This window comes from Mycobacterium intracellulare ATCC 13950, assembly GCF_000277125.1.
GTDB lineage: Bacteria > Actinomycetota > Actinomycetes > Mycobacteriales > Mycobacteriaceae > Mycobacterium > Mycobacterium intracellulare.
Window position 1 is genome coordinate 4,444,197 of record NC_016946.1, and the last position, 15,269, is coordinate 4,459,465.

Genomic DNA, 15,269 nt, shown 5'->3' on the forward strand with positions numbered 1-15,269 from the left:
ACGCGTTGACCGGCGACCGGCCGTCCCCGCAGGCATCCGCCCCGCCGCGGCGGCGGACACCGAAACGCTGGCGGCACGCATGGCGGACATGGTGGAGTGGGTATCGGTCAACCAGCCCCCGAGACCAGAAAGCGAGGACCGCCGGTGAGCTCAGAGCTGGGTCTGCCAGAAAAGGTGCGCGCCTGCCTGTTCGACCTCGACGGCGTGCTCACCGACACCGCCAGTGTGCACACCAAGGCGTGGAAGGCGATGTTCGACGCCTACCTGTCCGACCGGGCCCAGCGCACCGGCGACGAATTCGTCCCCTTCGACGCGGCCGCGGACTACCGCAAGTACGTGGACGGCAAGAAACGCGAGGACGGGGTCCGGTCGTTTCTGGAAAGCCGCGGCATCGAACTGCCCGACGGCAGCCCCGATGACCCCGATGACGCCGAGACCGTCTACGGCCTGGGCAACCGCAAGAACGACATGTTCCAGAAGGTCCTCAAGCAGGACGGCGTCAAGGTATTCGACGGTTCGCGGCGCTACCTCGAGGCGGCGTCGGCCGCGGGCCTCGGCATCGCGGTGGTGTCCTCGAGCGCCAACACCCGCGACGTCCTCGAGGTCACCGGGCTGGACCGGTTCGTGCAAAAGCGGGTGGACGGCATCACCCTGCGCCAGGAACACATCGCCGGCAAGCCGGCGCCCGACTCCTACCTGCGCGGGGCGCAACTGCTCGACGTCCCCGCCGAGGCGGCGGCCGTGTTCGAAGACGCCTTGTCGGGGGTGGCCGCCGGCCGGGCCGGTAACTTCGGTTTCGTGATAGGTGTCGACAGGGTGGGCCAAGCCGAGGACTTACGCCGCAACGGCGCGGACGTGGTGGTCAGCGACCTCGCCGAGTTGCTGCAGTCATGATCACCGACGAAGCGTTTCCCGTTGACCCGTGGCACGTTCGCGAAACCCAGCTCGACCTCAACCTGCTGGCCCAGTCGGAATCCCTGTTCACCCTGTCCAACGGGCACATCGGGCTGCGCGGCAACCTCGACGAGGGCGAGCCCTACGGCCTGCCGGGCACCTACCTGAACTCCTTCTACGAGATCCGGCCGCTGCCCTACGCCGAAGCCGGCTACGGCTACCCGGAAGCCGGCCAGACGCTGGTCGACGTCACCAACGGCAAGATCATCCGGTTGCTGGTCGAGGACGAGCCCTTCGACGTGCGCTACGGCGAACTGATCTCTCACGAGCGCGATCTCGACCTGCGCGCCGGGACGCTGACGAGAACCGCGCACTGGCGCTCGCCCGCGGGCAAAGAGGTCAAGGTGGTCACCACCCGGCTGGTCTCGCTGCCGCACCGCGGCCTGGCCGCCATCGAGTACGTCGTGGAAGCGGTCGGCGAATTCGTGCGGGTCACGGTGCAGTCCGAACTGGTCACCAACGAGGACCAGCCGCAGACCTCCGGCGACCCGCGCGTGTCGGCCATCCTGGAGAACCCGCTCGAAGAGGTCGCCCACGAAAACACCGATACGGGCGCGGTTCTCATGCACCGCACCCGTAGCAGCGCGCTGATGATGGCCGCCGGAATGGATCACGAGGTCGAGGTTCCCGGCCGCGTCGAGGTCAGCACCGATGCGCGGGCCGATCTGGCGCGAACCACCGTGATCTGCGGGCTGCGCGAGGGACAGAAGTTGCGCATCGTCAAATACCTGGCCTACGGCTGGTCGAGCATGCGCTCGCGTCCGGCGCTGCGCGACCAGGTCGCGGCCGCGCTGCACGGCGGCCGCTACAGCGGATGGCAGGGGCTGCTGGATTCGCAACGGAAGTATCTGGACAACTTCTGGGACTGCGCGGACGTCGAGGTCGAGGGCGACCCCGAATCCCAGCAGGCGGTGCGCTTCGGGCTCTTCCACCTGCTGCAGGCCAGCGCCCGCGCCGAACGCCGCGCCATCGCGGCCAAGGGACTCACCGGAACCGGCTACGACGGGCACGCCTTCTGGGACACCGAGGGTTACGTGCTGCCGGTGCTGACCTACACCGCGCCGCACACCGTGGCCGACGCGCTGAAGTGGCGGGCCTCCACCCTGGATCTGGCCAAGGAGCGGGCGGCCGAACTGGGCCTGGAGGGCGCCGCCTTCCCGTGGCGGACCATCCGCGGGCAGGAGTGCTCGGCATACTGGCCGGCCGGCACGGCGGCCTGGCACATCAACGCCGACATCGCGATGGCCTTCGAGCGCTACCGCATCGTCACCGGCGACGACGAGCTGGAAGCCGATTGCGGCCTGAAGGTGCTGGTCGAGACAGCCCGGCTGTGGCTCTCGCTCGGCCATCACGACCGGCACGGCGTCTGGCACCTGGACGGTGTCACCGGCCCCGACGAGTACACCGCGGTCGTCCGCGACAACGCCTTCACCAACCTGATGGCCGCGCACAACCTGCACACCGCTGCCGACGCGTGCAACCGCCATCCCGACGCGGCCAAGGCGCTGGGGGTCACCACCGAGGAGGCGGCCGCGTGGCGCGATGCCGCCGACGCCGCCCACATCCCCTATGACGACGGGCTCGGGGTCCATCAGCAGTGCGAGGGGTTCACCACCTACGCCGAATGGGACTTCGAGAAGAACACCACCTACCCGCTGCTGCTGCACGAGGCCTACGTCCGGCTCTATCCCGCGCAGGTGATCAAGCAGGCCGACCTGGTGCTGGCGATGCACTGGCAGAGCCACGCGTTCACCCCCGAACAGAAGGCCCGCAACGTCGACTACTACGAGCCGCGCATGGTGCGCGACTCGTCGCTGTCGGCCTGCACCCAGGCGGTGATGTGCGCCGAGGTCGGGCATCTGGAGCTGGCCCACGACTACGCCTACGAGGCCGCCCTGATCGACCTGCGCGATCTGCACCACAACACCCGCGACGGCCTGCACATGGCCTCGCTCGCCGGCGCCTGGACCGCGCTGGTGGCCGGGTTCGGCGGCCTGCGCGACGACGAGGGCATGCTGTCATTGGATCCCGCTCTGCCGGACGGGATTTCGCGGTTGCGATTCCGGCTGCGGTGGCGCGACTTCCGGGTCACCATCGACGTCAACCACGTCGATGTCACGTACACGCTGCGCGACGGGCCCGGCGGCGAGCTGACCATCCGGCACGCCGGCGAGGACCTCGAGCTGAGCACCGAATCCCCGACGACGGTCGCCGTGCGTCCCCGCAAGCCGCTCCTGCCGCCGCCGCAGCAGCCGCTGGGGCGCGCGCCCATGCACCGGCGGGTGCTGTCGCGGCCTCACTGAGTGTCGGCGGGCCCGAGCATCCGCTCCACTTCGGCGCCCACCGCGGCGCGCAATTCGGCGTCGGTCAGCTCTTCGATCCCGGTCGCCGAGCGCAGGACCGGCGCGAACAACCGCCAACCAAATTGCAGGGCAAGGGCATTGGCGACGGCGAGCCTCGCCTTGACCTCGTCGTCGTAGAGCGGCCGCACCCCGTCGAGCAGGGTGGCGATGTTGGGGAAGCGCTTCTGCAGCTGGCCCGCCGGATAGCCGTCGAGCACGGTGCGGGCCATCACCCGCATCTGGCGGTCCAGGGAGCGCTGCACCACCTCGGCGGGGGTGTCGGTCTCCAGCTGGGCGCTCAGGTCGGCCCCGAGGTGGTCGAGCACGGCGCCGACGAGTTGTTCCTTGGTGCCGAAGTGCCGGAAAACCAGCCCGTGGTTGACGCCTGCCCGCGCGGCGATGTCGCGGATGGAGGTCGCCGCCGGGCCGCGCTCGGCGAAGAGCTCGGTGGCGGCCTCCAGGATCGCCGCGGCCACTTCCGCCCGCCCGGTCGGGGGTTTCCCGCGGCCTCTTGCGGACGTTGTAGTCATCTGACTACACTACCAAACGTAGTCACTTGACTACACCCGTTTTGACTCAAGGAACACGACATGACTGCTCAAATCACCGTCACCAAGCTGGGAAGTCGCATCGGGGCCCGAATCGACGGCGTCAGCCTCGGCGGCCACCTCGACGACGCCGCGGTCGAGACGATCCGCCGGGCGCTGTTGACGCACAAGGTCGTCTTCTTTCGCCACCAGCACCACCTTGACGACGAGCAGCAGCTCGACTTCGCGCGCCTGCTGGGCACCCCCATCGGCCACCCGGCCGCGTCCGCCCTGGCCGCCAAGCACATGCCGGTGATCACGCCGATCGACTCCGAGTACGGCAAGGCGACCCGCTGGCACACCGACGTGACGTTCGCCGCCAACTACCCGGCGGCCTCGATCCTGCGGGCGGTCACCCTGCCCTCCTACGGCGGCTCGACGCTGTGGGCCTCCACCGTGGCGGCCTACCAGCATCTGCCGGAGCCGCTGAAGCACCTGGTGGAAAACCTCTGGGCGCTGCACACCAACCGCTACGACTACGTGTCCACCGAGGCGGTCATGTCGATGAGCGACGCGCAGCGGGCGTTTCGGCAAGCCTTCGAGAAGCCCGACTTCCGCACCGAGCATCCCGTGGTGCGGGTACACCCGGAGACCGGTGAACGCGCGCTGCTGGCCGGCGATTTCGTGCGCGGCTTCGTGGGCCTGGACAACCACGAGTCGAGCGTGCTACTCGAGCTACTCCAGCGACGAATCACCATGCCGGAGAACACCATTCGCTGGGCCTGGGCGCCGGGCGACGTCGCCATGTGGGACAACCGCGCGACCCAGCACCGGGCCATCGACGACTACGACGACCAGCCCCGGCTCATGCACCGCATCACCTTGATGGGCGATGTGCCGGTCAACGTGCACGGCGAGCGCAGCCGGGTGGTCAGCGGCACGCCGCTCGAGGTGCTGGCGAGCTGATCGTGACGACCCGCAGCGCCCGGCTACGCCGCGCTCGCGATCGTCACGGGAGCTGATGGTGACGACCCGCAGCGCCCGGCTACGCCGCGCTCGCGATCGTCACGGGAGCTAGCTAGCCCACCGAGCTGACCGGATCGACCGGTGACCAGCGCAGCGCGCCCGGGGCGGAGAGGGGCACCCGCGGGTGCGCCGGCGCTATCGGATCCAGCCGGCGGTACGGTTCGCCCTGCGCCGGGCGCCGGTCGTTTTCGCCGTTGTTCGGCCACAGCGACGCGGCCCGCTCGGCCTGGGCGGTGATGGACAGCGACGGATTCACGCCGAGGTTCGCCGAGATCGCCGCGCCGTCCACCACATACAGCGTCGGGTAGCCGTAGACCCGGTGATAGGGGTCGATGACCCCGTGGTCGGCGTTGTCGCCGATCACCGCGCCGCCGAGGAAGTGCGCGGTCAGCGGGATGTTGAGCAGCTCGCCCCAGGTGCCGCCGGCCACGCCGTCGATCTTGGCGGCGATGCGGCGGGTGACCTCGTTGCCCACCGGGATCCACGTCGGGTTCGGCTCGCCGTGGCCCTGCTTGCTGGTGTACCAGCGGATGCCGAGCTTGCCGCGTTTGGTGAACGTGGTGATCGAGTTGTCCAGGTGCTGCATCACCAGCGCGATCATGGTGCGCTCACTCCACTGGCGCGGGTTGAGCAGCCGCAGCATTCCGCGCGGATCTTCACGGGCGGTGTCCAGCAACTGCTTCCAGCGTGGCACGTCGGTGCCTTCGGGGCCCGGCCCGTCGGTCATCAACGTCTGCAGCAGCCCCATCGCGTTGGAGCCCTTGCCGTAGCGGACCGGCTCGATGTGGGTGTCGGGCGTCGGGTGGATCGACGACGTGATCGCCACCCCGTGGGTGAGGTCCAGATCCGGAGAGACCTCCAAGCGCCCGGCCCCGACGATGGACTCGGAGTTGGTGCGGGTCAGCACGCCGAGGCGGTTGGAGAGCCGGGGCAGCCGGCCCTCGTCGCGCATCTTGAACAGCAGGTGCTGGGTGCCCCACGTCCCGGCGGCCAGGATCAGGTGCTTGGCGGTGTAGGTGCGCCGGTCGCGGCGCAGCCAACTGCCGGTGCGCACCGTGCGGACCTCCCACAGCCCGTCGGGGCGCTGCTCGAACCGCTTCACCGTCGTCATCGGAATGACTTGCGCCCCACCCGATTCCGCGAGATAGAGGTAGTTCTTCAGCAGGGTGTTCTTGGCGCCGTAGCGGCACCCGGTCATGCAGCAGCCGCACTCCAGGCAGCCGGTGCGCTCGGGTCCGGCGCCGCCGAAGTAGGGGTCCGGCACGGTCTTGCCCGGCGCCTTGGTGCCGTCGGGGCCGAAGAACACCCCGACCGGTGTCGGCACGAACGTGTCGCCGCAGCCCATGTCGTCGGCGACCTCCTTGACGACGCGATCGGCGTCGGTGAAGGTCGGGTTTTCCACCACACCCAGCATGCGTCGCGCCTGGTCGTAGTGCGGCATCAGCTCGTCGCGCCAGTCGGTGATGTGCGACCACTGCTGGTCTTTGAAGAACGGCTCCGGCGGCACATACAGCGTGTTGGCGTAGTTCAGCGAGCCGCCGCCCACGCCGGCGCCGGCCAGGATCAGCACGTTGCGCAGCGGGTGGATGCGCTGGATGCCGTAGCAACCCAGCTTCGGCGCCCACAGGAACTTGCGCAGATCCCAGGACGTCTCCGCGAAATCCTCGTCGGCGAACCGGCGTCCGGCCTCGAGGACGCCGACGCGGTAGCCCTTTTCCGTCAGCCGCAATGCGCTGACGCTGCCCCCAAAACCCGAACCGATGATCAGTACGTCGTAATCCGGCTTCATCGCACCAGTATGGCCTTACTCGCGGGTAACAAACCAGCGGCCTCCGCCGATGCGCGGACGCCCGGCTGGCCGCGCGGACGGCGTCCCGCGCCCGCCTGGCCGGGCACTCGCCGATGACGAGTCAGCTACCGACGGTCAGCCCGACCTTCTGGAATTCCTTGAGGTCGCAGTAGCCGGCCTTGGCCATCGACCGGCGCAGCCCGCCGACCAGGTTGAGGCTGCCGAACGGGTCGTCGGACGGCCCGCCCAGCACCTGCCGCAGGGGCGGGCGTTCACCGACGGCGATCTGCAGCAGCGCCCCGCGCGGCAACGACGGGTGCGCGGCCGCGGCCGGCCAGAACCACCCCTCGCCGAGCGCCTCGGCGGACTCGGCGAGCGGGGTGCCCAGCACCACCGCGTCGGCGCCGCAGGCGATGGCCTTCGCCAGCTCGCCCGAGGTGTGGATGTCGCCGTCGGCCAGGACGTGCACGTACCGGCCGCCGGTCTCGTCGAGGTATTCGCGGCGCGCGGCGGCCGCGTCGGCGATCGCGGTGGCCATCGGCACGCTGATGCCCAGCACCTCGTCGCTGGTGGTCACGCCCCGGGTGGCGCCGTAGCCGACGATGACGCCGGCGGCGCCGGTGCGCATCAGGTGCAGCGCGGTGCGGTGGTCCTGCACGCCCCCGGCGACCACCGGCACGTCGAGCTCGGAGATGAACGTCTTCAGGTTCAGCGGCTCGCCGTCGCTGGCCACTCTTTCGGCGGAGACGATGGTGCCCTGGATGACCAGCAGGTCGATGCCGGCCTGCAGCAACACCGGGGTGAGCGCCTGGGCGTTTTGCGGGCTGACCCGCACCGCGGTGGTGACGCCGGCCTCCCGGATGCGGGCGACGGCCGAGCCCAGCAGGTCCGGGTTCAGCGGGGCGGCATGGAATTCCTGCAGCAGCCGGATCGCCGCCGAGGGTTCGGGCTCCTTGCTGGCGGCCTCGACCAGCTGGGCGATCTTGGCCTCGACATCGGCGTGCCGGCCGATCAGCCCCTCGCCGTTGAGCACGCCCAGCCCGCCGAGGCGGCCCAGCTCGATCGCGAACTCCGGCGACACGAGCGCATCGGTCGGATGCGCCAGCACCGGGATCTCGAACCGGTAGGCGTCGAGCTGCCAGGCGGTCGACACGTCCTGCGACGACCGGGTGCGCCGGGACGCCACGATGCTGACTTCGCTCAGTTCATAGCTGCGACGGGCGGTGCGGCCCATCCCGATCTCGACCATCTGGGCCTCAGCGCGCGTAGTAGTTGGGGGCTTCGACCGTCATGGCGACGTCGTGCGGGTGGCTTTCCCTCAGCCCGGCCGCCGTGATCCGGACGAACTGGGCCTGCTGCAGTTCCTCGATGGTCGACGAGCCGGTGTACCCCATCGCCGCGCGCAGACCGCCGGTCAGCTGGTGGATCACCGAGGACAGCGGGCCGCGGAACGGCACCCGGCCCTCGATCCCCTCGGGCACCAGCTTGTCCTCGGAGAGCGCGTCGTCAGCGAAGTAGCGGTCCTTGGAGTACGACTTTCCGGTCCCAGAGCCCCGGCCCGCCATGGCCCCCAGCGACCCCATGCCGCGGTAGCTCTTGAACTGCTTGCCGTTGACGAAGATCAGCTCGCCGGGCGCCTCGGCGGTGCCCGCCAGCAGCGAGCCCAGCATGGCCGTCGACGCCCCGGCGGCCAGCGCCTTGGCGATGTCGCCGGAGTACTGCAGCCCGCCGTCGGCGATCACCGGCACCCCGGCCGGCCCGCAGGCGGCGACGGCCTCCAGGATCGCGGTGATCTGCGGCGCGCCCACGCCCGCGACCACCCGCGTGGTGCAGATCGACCCCGGCCCCACGCCCACCTTCACGGCGTCGGCGCCAGCGGCGACCAGCGCGGCGGCCGCCGACCGGGTGGCGACGTTGCCGCCGATCACCTCGACGCGGTCGCTGGCCTCGGCCTTGAGTTTGCCGACCATGTCGAGCACCAGCCGGTTGTGCGCGTGCGCGGTGTCCACGATCAGCACGTCTACCCCGGCGTCGACCAGCATCATCGCCCGCACCCAGGCGTCGCCGCCGACGCCGACGGCGGCGCCGACCAGCAGCCTGCCGTCGCTGTCCTTGGTGGCCAGCGGGTGCTGTTCGGTCTTGACGAAATCTTTGACGGTGATCAGCCCGGTCAGCCGGCCGTGGCCGTCGACGATCGGCAGCTTCTCGATCTTGTGGCGCCGCAACAGGCCCAGCGCCGCGTCGGCGGACACCCCCTCCTGCGCGGTGATCAGCGGGGCCTTGGTCATCACCTCGGCGACCTTCTTGGTCTGGTCGACCTCGAACCGCATGTCGCGGTTGGTGATGATGCCGACGAGCGCGCCCGATTCGTCGACCACCGGCAGGCCGGAGATGCGGAACCGGGCGCACAGCGCGTCGACCTGGGCCAGCGTGTTGTCCGGGCGGCAGGTGACCGGATCGGTGACCATGCCGGCCTCGGAGCGCTTCACCATCTCGACCTGGCCGGCCTGTTCGGCGACGGGCAGGTTGCGGTGCAGCACACCCATGCCGCCGGCGCGCGCCATCGCGATCGCCATGCGCGACTCGGTGACGGTGTCCATCGCCGAGCTCACCAGCGGCACCTTGAGCCTGATCTTCTTGGTGAGCTGGCTGGACGTGTCGGCGGTGGCGGGGACCACGTCGGAGGCGGCGGGCAGCAACAGGACGTCGTCGAAGGTCAGCCCCAGCATCGCGATCTTGTGCGGGTTGTCGCCCCCCGTGGGCACCGGGTCGTCGACCAGGCCGCCGACCCGCACATACGGACTGCCGACGAGGTCAGAGCTGGCTTCCAGGTGGGACGTGCCACGGGTCATCAGTGGGGCCCTCCATACGATGCGGCGTGAGAAAACCCATCCTATCGGCTCCCCTTCGCCGGGTGACGATGCGCGCCGGGACGGCGCGAGGAGGAAGCCGGCCAATCGGGCACAGCGTGAGAGTTCGCTTGCTCGGGGCGCGCCGCGCACCCCGAAGGGAACGGGAACGGCGGGCGGCTCCCTGCTGGCGTTATCCCGACCGGGCTGCGTAGGCTAGGGGCGTGCGCGACCACCTCCCACCGGGTTTGCCGCCCGACCCTTTCGCCGACGACCCCTGTGATCCGTCGGCGGCACTGGAAGCCGTCGAGCCGGGCCAGCCCCTGGATCAGCAGGAGCGGATGGCCGTCGAGGCCGACCTCGCTGATCTGGCGGTGTACGAAGCGTTGCTGGCGCACAAAGGCATTCGCGGGCTCGTCGTCTGCTGCGACGAGTGTCAGCAGGATCACTACCACGACTGGGACATGCTGCGGGCCAACCTCCTGCAGCTGTTGATCGACGGCACCGTGCGCCCGCACGAGCCCGCCTATGACCCCGAGCCGGACGCCTACGTCACGTGGGATTACTGCCGGGGCTACGCCGACGCCTCGCTCAACGAGGCGACGTCAGACGCCGACGGCTTCCACCGCCGTCACTGATTGGGCGCACCCGGCGTAGCCGCCGACGAGGGCAGCGTCGCGTTCGGGTTGCGCGATTCGACCTTGGCGTTCAACAGCTTCAGCTGATTCATCAGCTCCCGCTTGGCGACGGGGTCGTCGATCGACTGCACCAAACTGCTCACGTCGGTCAGCTGATTCTTAGCCTGCTCCCACTCGCCGCGGTCGATCGATTCCTGCACCTTGGCCAGGTCGGCCTTGGCGGCCAGCATTTCCTGCTTTTCGTGGACCCGCGGTTGGTCGAAGAACATCGCGTGCAACCCGTGCAGGGGGGTGCCGGGACGGGCCTCGACCACCATGGCCCCGAAACCGCTGAGCGCGATCAGCGCGGCGGCGACCGAGGCGATGGCGGTCAGGCCGCGACGGCCCCGCCGGCGCTCGGCCAGTCCTTTCCGCAGCGCGTTGACGGCCTCCTCGGGCGTCACCAGCGCGCTGGCCGGCGGCCACCGCAGGTTGTCGCGCCAGTCCTCGAGCATCGTGGTCAGCACGTCGACGTCGGGGTCCTCGACGCTCACCGGCCGGCGCTGAGCCAGCGCATCGAGGAGCAGGTCGGTGCGGGCGAATTCATCCAGGGATTCAGGCACAGTCACCTGCCGCAATCATCTCGGACTTCAACCGCGACAACGCGCGGTGCTGGGCAACTCGGACCGCCCCCGTGGTGCTGCCGACCGCGGCCGCGGTCTCCTCGGCGGACAGGCCGACGACGACGCGCAGGATCAAGATCTCGCGCTGCTTGGCGGGCAGGATTTCGAGCAGTTCGCTCATCCGGCTCACCGAATCGGCTTCGATGGCAAGCTGTTCGGGCCCCGCGTCGGGCGACCACCGTTCGGGAATCGATTCGGTGGGATAGGCCAGGTCACGACCGGCGGCCCGATGGGCGTCGGCGACCTTGTGGGCCGCGATGCCATAGAGGAAGGCCAGGAAGGGGCGTCCGCGATCGCGATAGCGGGGCAGCGCCGTGATGGTCGCCAAGCACACCTCCTGCGCCACGTCATCCGCTGACAGGCCACCCCGATCGACCGTGCCGACGCGGGCCCGGCAATATCGCACGACGATCGGACGGATGGTCTCCAGCACCTCCCTCAGCGCGCCGTGGTCTCCGGTGACGGCCTTGGCGACCACGGCATCGAGACGTTCCCCTGCTGGAATTGTCATCGACGGTGATATCCCTAACGTTACGAACCGGACACATCGCGGGCCAACTGGGCTAACTAACGAAATGACAATAACGGGCAAGGGCCCGATTCAAGCGGAACGCCACGTTCCACCGGCGTGCCGCACCTGGCCTGCGCAGACATCCCGGATTTCGTGCAGTTGCTGTGCCGAAAACGTGACGCTTTCGATATCGATCAGCAAGCACGCCAACGCCCAACGCAACGGGAGCAGACCTAACCGGCCGGTGGTCTGCAGCGCGGCGTCCGCGACCGCGCGGGCGCGCTCGATGTTTCCCGCGCTGCACAGCGCGGCGGCCAGCACCACCTCGCTCTTGACTCGGTGCCGGGCCGACGGGACGCTCATGGCCGCCGCCAGCTCCACCGCCTCGCCGGCATGGCGGACGGCGACGTCACCCTCGCCGCGGGCCATCGCGAGTTCGGCGGCCACCCACCGCCGGCGCACCGGAATCCGGTCGGGCACGGGCGTTTTGGGGTCCAGGGATGCCAGCAGCGGGTCGGCGCGCGCCAGCAGCGCCGCCGCGGCCGCGAATCGCCCCACGCCCAGCGCGTCGGCCGCCAGCCCGACCAGGGCGTCGGCGCCCGCCTCGGGATCGGCGCCGGCCAGCGCGAGGGCGCGCCCGTCCCAGCGGCGCGCGACGGTGTGCCAACCGAGCTGGCGCAGGAACGATCCCTGCGTGCTCATGCCCAGCGAGGCCAGCCGTCCGGCCGGCGCAGCGCGCCGCAGCGCCGCGAGGTCGCGCTGCGCGGCGCCGTAGCGCCCCTGTCCCCCGGCCGCGACGGCGCGCAGCCACAGTTGCGCGGGCGTCGTCGCCGACGGCAGCGGCCAGTCGCCGGGCCCGTCTCCGAACGCGGCGTCGGCCAACCGCCGCCCAATCAAGGAAGTGTGACGAGTTTCAATCACAATGATGTAGTAAACAGTTTGTGGTCTTCCTGTTACCGAACAGTTAATCACTATAGCCCATGGATAAATTCGGCCCGCGGGCGCGGTCGGCGCTGAGCTGGGAAATTACGTTTCGTACAACCGCCTGGTAGCGCCCCGTCGGAGGCGCCATTTCATTCGAGATGAACGCAACGTTAATTTTGCACCAAGGGACACATACTTTGCCGGGCTAAGTGGCTATTGACGGAAATTCACCGTCGCCCCTAACGTCTACACACGACGGGTAGTCATCGGGGACTCCACTCCACTTAATTTAAGTTGCACACAATCGCTTTCGCGAACCCGACCGCACGTGGGCGGGCCGTGCAGAGAGGGAACGAACCAATGCCACAGCCGGAGCAGCTACCTGGACCCAACGCCGACATCTGGAATTGGCAACTACAGGGCTTGTGCCGCGGCGTTGACTCAGCAATGTTCTTCCACCCCGACGGCGAGCGCGGCCGCGCCCGCATGCAACGCGAGCAACGCGCCAAGGAAATGTGCCGGCAATGCCCGGTGATCCAGGAATGCCGTTCGCACGCCCTCGAAGTCGGCGAGCCCTATGGGGTGTGGGGCGGCCTGTCGGAATCCGAACGCGACCTGCTGCTCAAGGGTGACATCGGCCGCGGCATCCGGCGCAGCGCCTGACCCCCGATCGTCTTTCGGCGCGGGCCTAGTATTCCGGCCGTCGACGCGACCTGGGCAGGTACTCCGCGCCGCCCTCGCCTTCCCAGCGGTGGATCTGCTTGTCCGGAACGTGCGCCGAATCACGCTGGGTGAACAGCGATTTCGCCTTCTCCGCGGGCATGGTTGCTTCCATAATCTGCATCATCGCAAGACCACCTGTGGCCCAAGGCTTTTCGCCGCATGCATTTCGTACGGCAGGGCCCTCAGCACCGTCACGGACCGCCCCGTCCCACCCGGGATGGCGTAGAAACGCTGGTCGCCGGGGCGGGCGCCGGCAATCGCGCGACCCAGCGGGGACGCCATCGAATAGGCCTTGATGCCGGCGGCCTCGGGGCACGGCCGGCCGAGCAGAAGCGTCTCCGTCTCGCCGGTGTCGTCGTAGCGGATGGTCAACACCATGCCCGCTTCGGCGACGGGGTCAAAGGCCGCCCCTTCGCCGACGACGACCGCGTGGGACAGCAGGCCCTCGATCTCGCAGATGCGCGCGCGCCACACGGACTGGCGCGCACGGCGATTCGGGTTGTAGTCCATGAGGTCGTCGGGAACCTCAGCCCCGCGGCGCGAACGCAGCCCGGCCAGTTCGTCGTGCAATCGGGTGTAGTCCTGCGGCGTCATCCGGATGCGCTGGATGGTGGTCATGGCGCGTGGCGTCCTTTCGTGTCGGAGGGGGTTGCCGCCAGGGGCGGGCGGGCCGGTGCACCGCCCCTGACGACTGGGCGCGCCCTGGGTTGGGCGAAGTCTGCGTCCCTTGCTGATTCCATGGTCGCGTGACCGGCCGCAGTGGCGCTTGCCCGAACACGACAACGGCGCGGGGGTTCGTTGTCGCGCTCCGACAACGTCGGGTTCTGCGCGATCAGCAGCGGTGAAAATGAACGATTCGCATCCGCAGTCCGTGAACCAGACATGGACGCGGCGGGCCAGCCGCGGTCTATAGCCGACGCGGCGTCGAGACGCGTTGCGCCGCGCCGGTCCCCGCACAACGGAGGGGATGCACTGTGGCACACGGGCGCACCACACTGGGACGACAAGCGTGGCTGGATCGGCCGAGCTACCGACTCGAGCACGCTCTGACCTTCGTGTTCGCCGCGGCGGGTCGGCACCGGGATCGGATCAGCAATTTCTTGCACGGCACCTGGCTCGGTCATCCGCTGCATCCGGCTCTGACGTCGATTCCGATGGGAGCGCTGACGACGACGGTCGCGATGGATGCGGTCAGCGTGTTGCCGCGCCGCGCCGCGCCGCTGCACGACGCGTCGAGGTTTGCGCTGGGCGTCGGGCTCGCCGGCAGCGTCGGCGCGGCCGCCACCGGACTGACGGACTGGCAGCACACCCACGAACAATCGCGTCGAATCGGTCTCGTCCACGGCGCCCTCAACGCCATAGCGACGGGCCTGTACGCGGCGTCCTGGTGGGAGCGCCGGGGCGGGCGGCACCGGCGCGGGATGGCGGCGAGCGCGCTGGGCTACGGCCTCACCCTCGGCGCCGGCTACCTCGGCGGCACGTTGGTGTTCGCATCGGGCACCGGGGTTGACCGCTCCGGCGCCCGGCTGAGCGGAGACCGGTGGACACCGGTGCTGGCGGTCGCGTCCTTGGATGGCCAGCCGCGGCGTGTGGAGGTGGCCAGCGTCGGCGTGGTGCTCTATCGCAACGAAGGCCGGGTGCTGGCCGTCGGCGAGCACTGCCCCCACCTGGGCGCGCCGATGAACGACGGCTGGATCGACCGCGATCGAATCGTTTGCCCCTGGCACGGTTCCAGGTTCGCGTGCGAATCGGGAGAAGTGTTGCGCGGACCGGCAACAGCGGCGCTGCCGCGCTATCCGGTGCGGATCCGCGACGGACTCGTCGAGGTGCGCGGAGTCATGCGATGAATGCCTACGACGTCCTGTTCGAGCACCACAGAGTTTTACGCGGACTCTGCGAGAGGATCAGCGCGATACCGCCCGAGGCCGACGAGCGCCAGGCCGCCCTCGCTGAGCTGCTGTTCGAGTTGGACATCCACATGCGCATCGAAGACGACCTGTTCTATCCGGCGGTAGCGGCGGCGAGCGCACTTGTCGCCATCGCCCACGCGGAACACCGCCAAGTGTGGGATCAGCTGGCGGTGCTCCTGCGGACGGCGCCGACCGCGCCGAATTACCAAGACGAATGGTCCTCATTCGTCCGGGTCCTCGACGCCCACGCCAGCGAGGAGGAACGCGACTTGTGTCCGGCTCCAATAGATTTGAGTGAGGACTTGCTCGAAAGTCTCGGGAATCAAATGGTCGAGCGCATGGCCCGGCTACGGCAGTCGAGGCTCAACAGGCTGCGCGTCCGCGGCCGCGCGGCCCTGCTCAGTTCGCTGTGAC

The 15,269-nt window shown here is 69.4% G+C and carries 16 protein-coding genes; 7 read left to right on the top strand and 9 right to left on the bottom strand.

Annotated elements, in window-relative coordinates:
* Window positions 1-96 precede the first annotated feature (96 nt).
* Both OCU_RS45435 and OCU_RS45440 read left to right on the top strand, forming a co-directional pair.
* Window positions 97-894, top strand: coding sequence for a beta-phosphoglucomutase family hydrolase (locus tag OCU_RS45435; RefSeq protein WP_371286284.1), 798 nt, complete (start codon window positions 97-99; stop codon window positions 892-894).
* On the top strand, window positions 891-3,257 hold the full coding sequence (locus tag OCU_RS45440; protein ID WP_014381047.1) for a glycoside hydrolase family 65 protein: 2,367 nt from the start codon (window positions 891-893) through the stop codon (window positions 3,255-3,257). Before OCU_RS45435 ends, OCU_RS45440 begins: the two co-directional genes overlap by 4 nt.
* Here OCU_RS45440 and OCU_RS45445 read toward each other — a convergent pair.
* Window positions 3,251-3,826 carry a TetR/AcrR family transcriptional regulator gene (locus OCU_RS45445; RefSeq protein ID WP_036459650.1) on the bottom strand — a complete coding sequence of 192 codons (576 nt, stop codon included), beginning with the start codon at window positions 3,824-3,826 and terminating at the stop codon, window positions 3,251-3,253. The two genes, OCU_RS45440 and OCU_RS45445, sit on opposite strands and share 7 nt — an antisense overlap.
* A 60-nt stretch (window positions 3,827-3,886) precedes the next feature.
* On the opposite strand from OCU_RS45445, the gene OCU_RS45450 reads away from it, so the two are divergent.
* On the top strand, window positions 3,887-4,789 hold the full coding sequence (locus OCU_RS45450) for a TauD/TfdA dioxygenase family protein (RefSeq protein WP_014381049.1): 903 nt from the start codon (window positions 3,887-3,889) through the stop codon (window positions 4,787-4,789).
* A gap of 112 nt (window positions 4,790-4,901) precedes the next feature.
* Here the strand turns inward: OCU_RS45450 and OCU_RS45455 are convergent, their stop codons facing one another.
* The 3 genes from OCU_RS45455 to guaB form a co-directional block, all read right to left on the bottom strand.
* Window positions 4,902-6,638, bottom strand: coding sequence for a GMC oxidoreductase (locus OCU_RS45455; RefSeq protein ID WP_009954983.1), 1,737 nt, complete (start codon window positions 6,636-6,638; stop codon window positions 4,902-4,904).
* A gap of 121 nt (window positions 6,639-6,759) precedes the next feature.
* Window positions 6,760-7,887, bottom strand: a complete 1,128-nt coding sequence (locus OCU_RS45460; protein ID WP_008260152.1) for a GuaB3 family IMP dehydrogenase-related protein — start codon at window positions 7,885-7,887, stop codon at window positions 6,760-6,762.
* A gap of 7 nt (window positions 7,888-7,894) precedes the next feature.
* Window positions 7,895-9,490: an IMP dehydrogenase gene (gene guaB / locus OCU_RS45465; protein WP_009954981.1), complete on the bottom strand. Its 1,596-nt coding sequence runs from the start codon at window positions 9,488-9,490 to the stop codon at window positions 7,895-7,897.
* 221 nt (window positions 9,491-9,711) lie between these two features.
* On the opposite strand from guaB, the gene OCU_RS45470 reads away from it, so the two are divergent.
* Window positions 9,712-10,125, top strand: coding sequence for a DUF5319 domain-containing protein (locus OCU_RS45470; RefSeq protein WP_007773416.1), 414 nt, complete (start codon window positions 9,712-9,714; stop codon window positions 10,123-10,125).
* Here OCU_RS45470 and OCU_RS45475 read toward each other — a convergent pair.
* The 3 genes from OCU_RS45475 to OCU_RS45485 all read right to left on the bottom strand — a co-directional run bounded on the left by OCU_RS45475 (window position 10,119) and on the right by OCU_RS45485 (window position 12,180).
* The gene (locus OCU_RS45475) at window positions 10,119-10,733 is read right to left on the bottom strand and encodes an anti-sigma-D factor RsdA (protein WP_014942862.1); all 615 of its coding nucleotides are present in this window, start codon (window positions 10,731-10,733) and stop codon (window positions 10,119-10,121) included. The genes OCU_RS45470 and OCU_RS45475 overlap by 7 nt on opposite strands.
* Window positions 10,720-11,298 (bottom strand): sigma-70 family RNA polymerase sigma factor, encoded by a 579-nt coding sequence (locus tag OCU_RS45480; protein ID WP_014381051.1) that lies wholly within the window; start codon window positions 11,296-11,298, stop codon window positions 10,720-10,722. The genes OCU_RS45475 and OCU_RS45480 overlap by 14 nt, the downstream gene beginning before the upstream one ends.
* A 90-nt stretch (window positions 11,299-11,388) precedes the next feature.
* A complete protein-coding gene (locus OCU_RS45485; RefSeq protein ID WP_014381052.1) occupies window positions 11,389-12,180 on the bottom strand; it encodes a hypothetical protein in 792 nt (263 codons plus the stop codon).
* Between the two features lie 402 nt (window positions 12,181-12,582).
* On the opposite strand from OCU_RS45485, the gene OCU_RS45490 reads away from it, so the two are divergent.
* Window positions 12,583-12,885 (top strand): WhiB family transcriptional regulator, encoded by a 303-nt coding sequence (locus tag OCU_RS45490; RefSeq protein WP_009952496.1) that lies wholly within the window; start codon window positions 12,583-12,585, stop codon window positions 12,883-12,885.
* A gap of 25 nt (window positions 12,886-12,910) precedes the next feature.
* Here the strand turns inward: OCU_RS45490 and OCU_RS51445 are convergent, their stop codons facing one another.
* Both OCU_RS51445 and OCU_RS45495 read right to left on the bottom strand, forming a co-directional pair.
* Window positions 12,911-13,057, bottom strand: a complete 147-nt coding sequence (locus OCU_RS51445; RefSeq protein WP_014381054.1) for a hypothetical protein — start codon at window positions 13,055-13,057, stop codon at window positions 12,911-12,913.
* Between the two features lie 8 nt (window positions 13,058-13,065).
* Window positions 13,066-13,563, bottom strand: coding sequence for a GreA/GreB family elongation factor (locus OCU_RS45495; RefSeq protein ID WP_008260175.1), 498 nt, complete (start codon window positions 13,561-13,563; stop codon window positions 13,066-13,068).
* 437 nt (window positions 13,564-14,000) lie between these two features.
* On the opposite strand from OCU_RS45495, the gene OCU_RS45500 reads away from it, so the two are divergent.
* Both OCU_RS45500 and OCU_RS45505 read left to right on the top strand, forming a co-directional pair.
* The gene (locus tag OCU_RS45500; protein ID WP_080587946.1) at window positions 14,001-14,792 is read left to right on the top strand and encodes a Rieske (2Fe-2S) protein; all 792 of its coding nucleotides are present in this window, start codon (window positions 14,001-14,003) and stop codon (window positions 14,790-14,792) included.
* Complete coding sequence (locus tag OCU_RS45505) at window positions 14,789-15,268, top strand: hemerythrin domain-containing protein (protein ID WP_014381056.1); 480 nt, start codon at window positions 14,789-14,791, stop codon at window positions 15,266-15,268. The genes OCU_RS45500 and OCU_RS45505 overlap by 4 nt, the downstream gene beginning before the upstream one ends.
* The last annotated feature ends 1 nt before the right edge of the window (window position 15,269 follow it).

Bases quoted from the DNA above. Each gene is read 5' to 3' on its own strand.
- OCU_RS45440 (WP_014381047.1), top strand. From the start codon at position 891: ATGATCACCGACGAAGCGTTTCCCGTTGACCCGTGGCACGTTCGCGAA.
- OCU_RS45445 (WP_036459650.1), bottom strand. From the start codon at position 3,826: ATGACTACAACGTCCGCAAGAGGCCGCGGGAAACCCCCGACCGGGCGG.
- OCU_RS45450 (WP_014381049.1), top strand. From the start codon at position 3,887: ATGACTGCTCAAATCACCGTCACCAAGCTGGGAAGTCGCATCGGGGCC.
- OCU_RS45455 (WP_009954983.1), bottom strand. From the start codon at position 6,638: ATGAAGCCGGATTACGACGTACTGATCATCGGTTCGGGTTTTGGGGGC.
- OCU_RS45460 (WP_008260152.1), bottom strand. From the start codon at position 7,887: ATGGTCGAGATCGGGATGGGCCGCACCGCCCGTCGCAGCTATGAACTG.
- guaB (WP_009954981.1), bottom strand. From the start codon at position 9,490: ATGACCCGTGGCACGTCCCACCTGGAAGCCAGCTCTGACCTCGTCGGC.
- OCU_RS45480 (WP_014381051.1), bottom strand. From the start codon at position 11,298: ATGACAATTCCAGCAGGGGAACGTCTCGATGCCGTGGTCGCCAAGGCC.
- OCU_RS45490 (WP_009952496.1), top strand. From the start codon at position 12,583: ATGCCACAGCCGGAGCAGCTACCTGGACCCAACGCCGACATCTGGAAT.
- OCU_RS51445 (WP_014381054.1), bottom strand. From the start codon at position 13,057: ATGGAAGCAACCATGCCCGCGGAGAAGGCGAAATCGCTGTTCACCCAG.
- OCU_RS45495 (WP_008260175.1), bottom strand. From the start codon at position 13,563: ATGACCACCATCCAGCGCATCCGGATGACGCCGCAGGACTACACCCGA.
- OCU_RS45505 (WP_014381056.1), top strand. From the start codon at position 14,789: ATGAATGCCTACGACGTCCTGTTCGAGCACCACAGAGTTTTACGCGGA.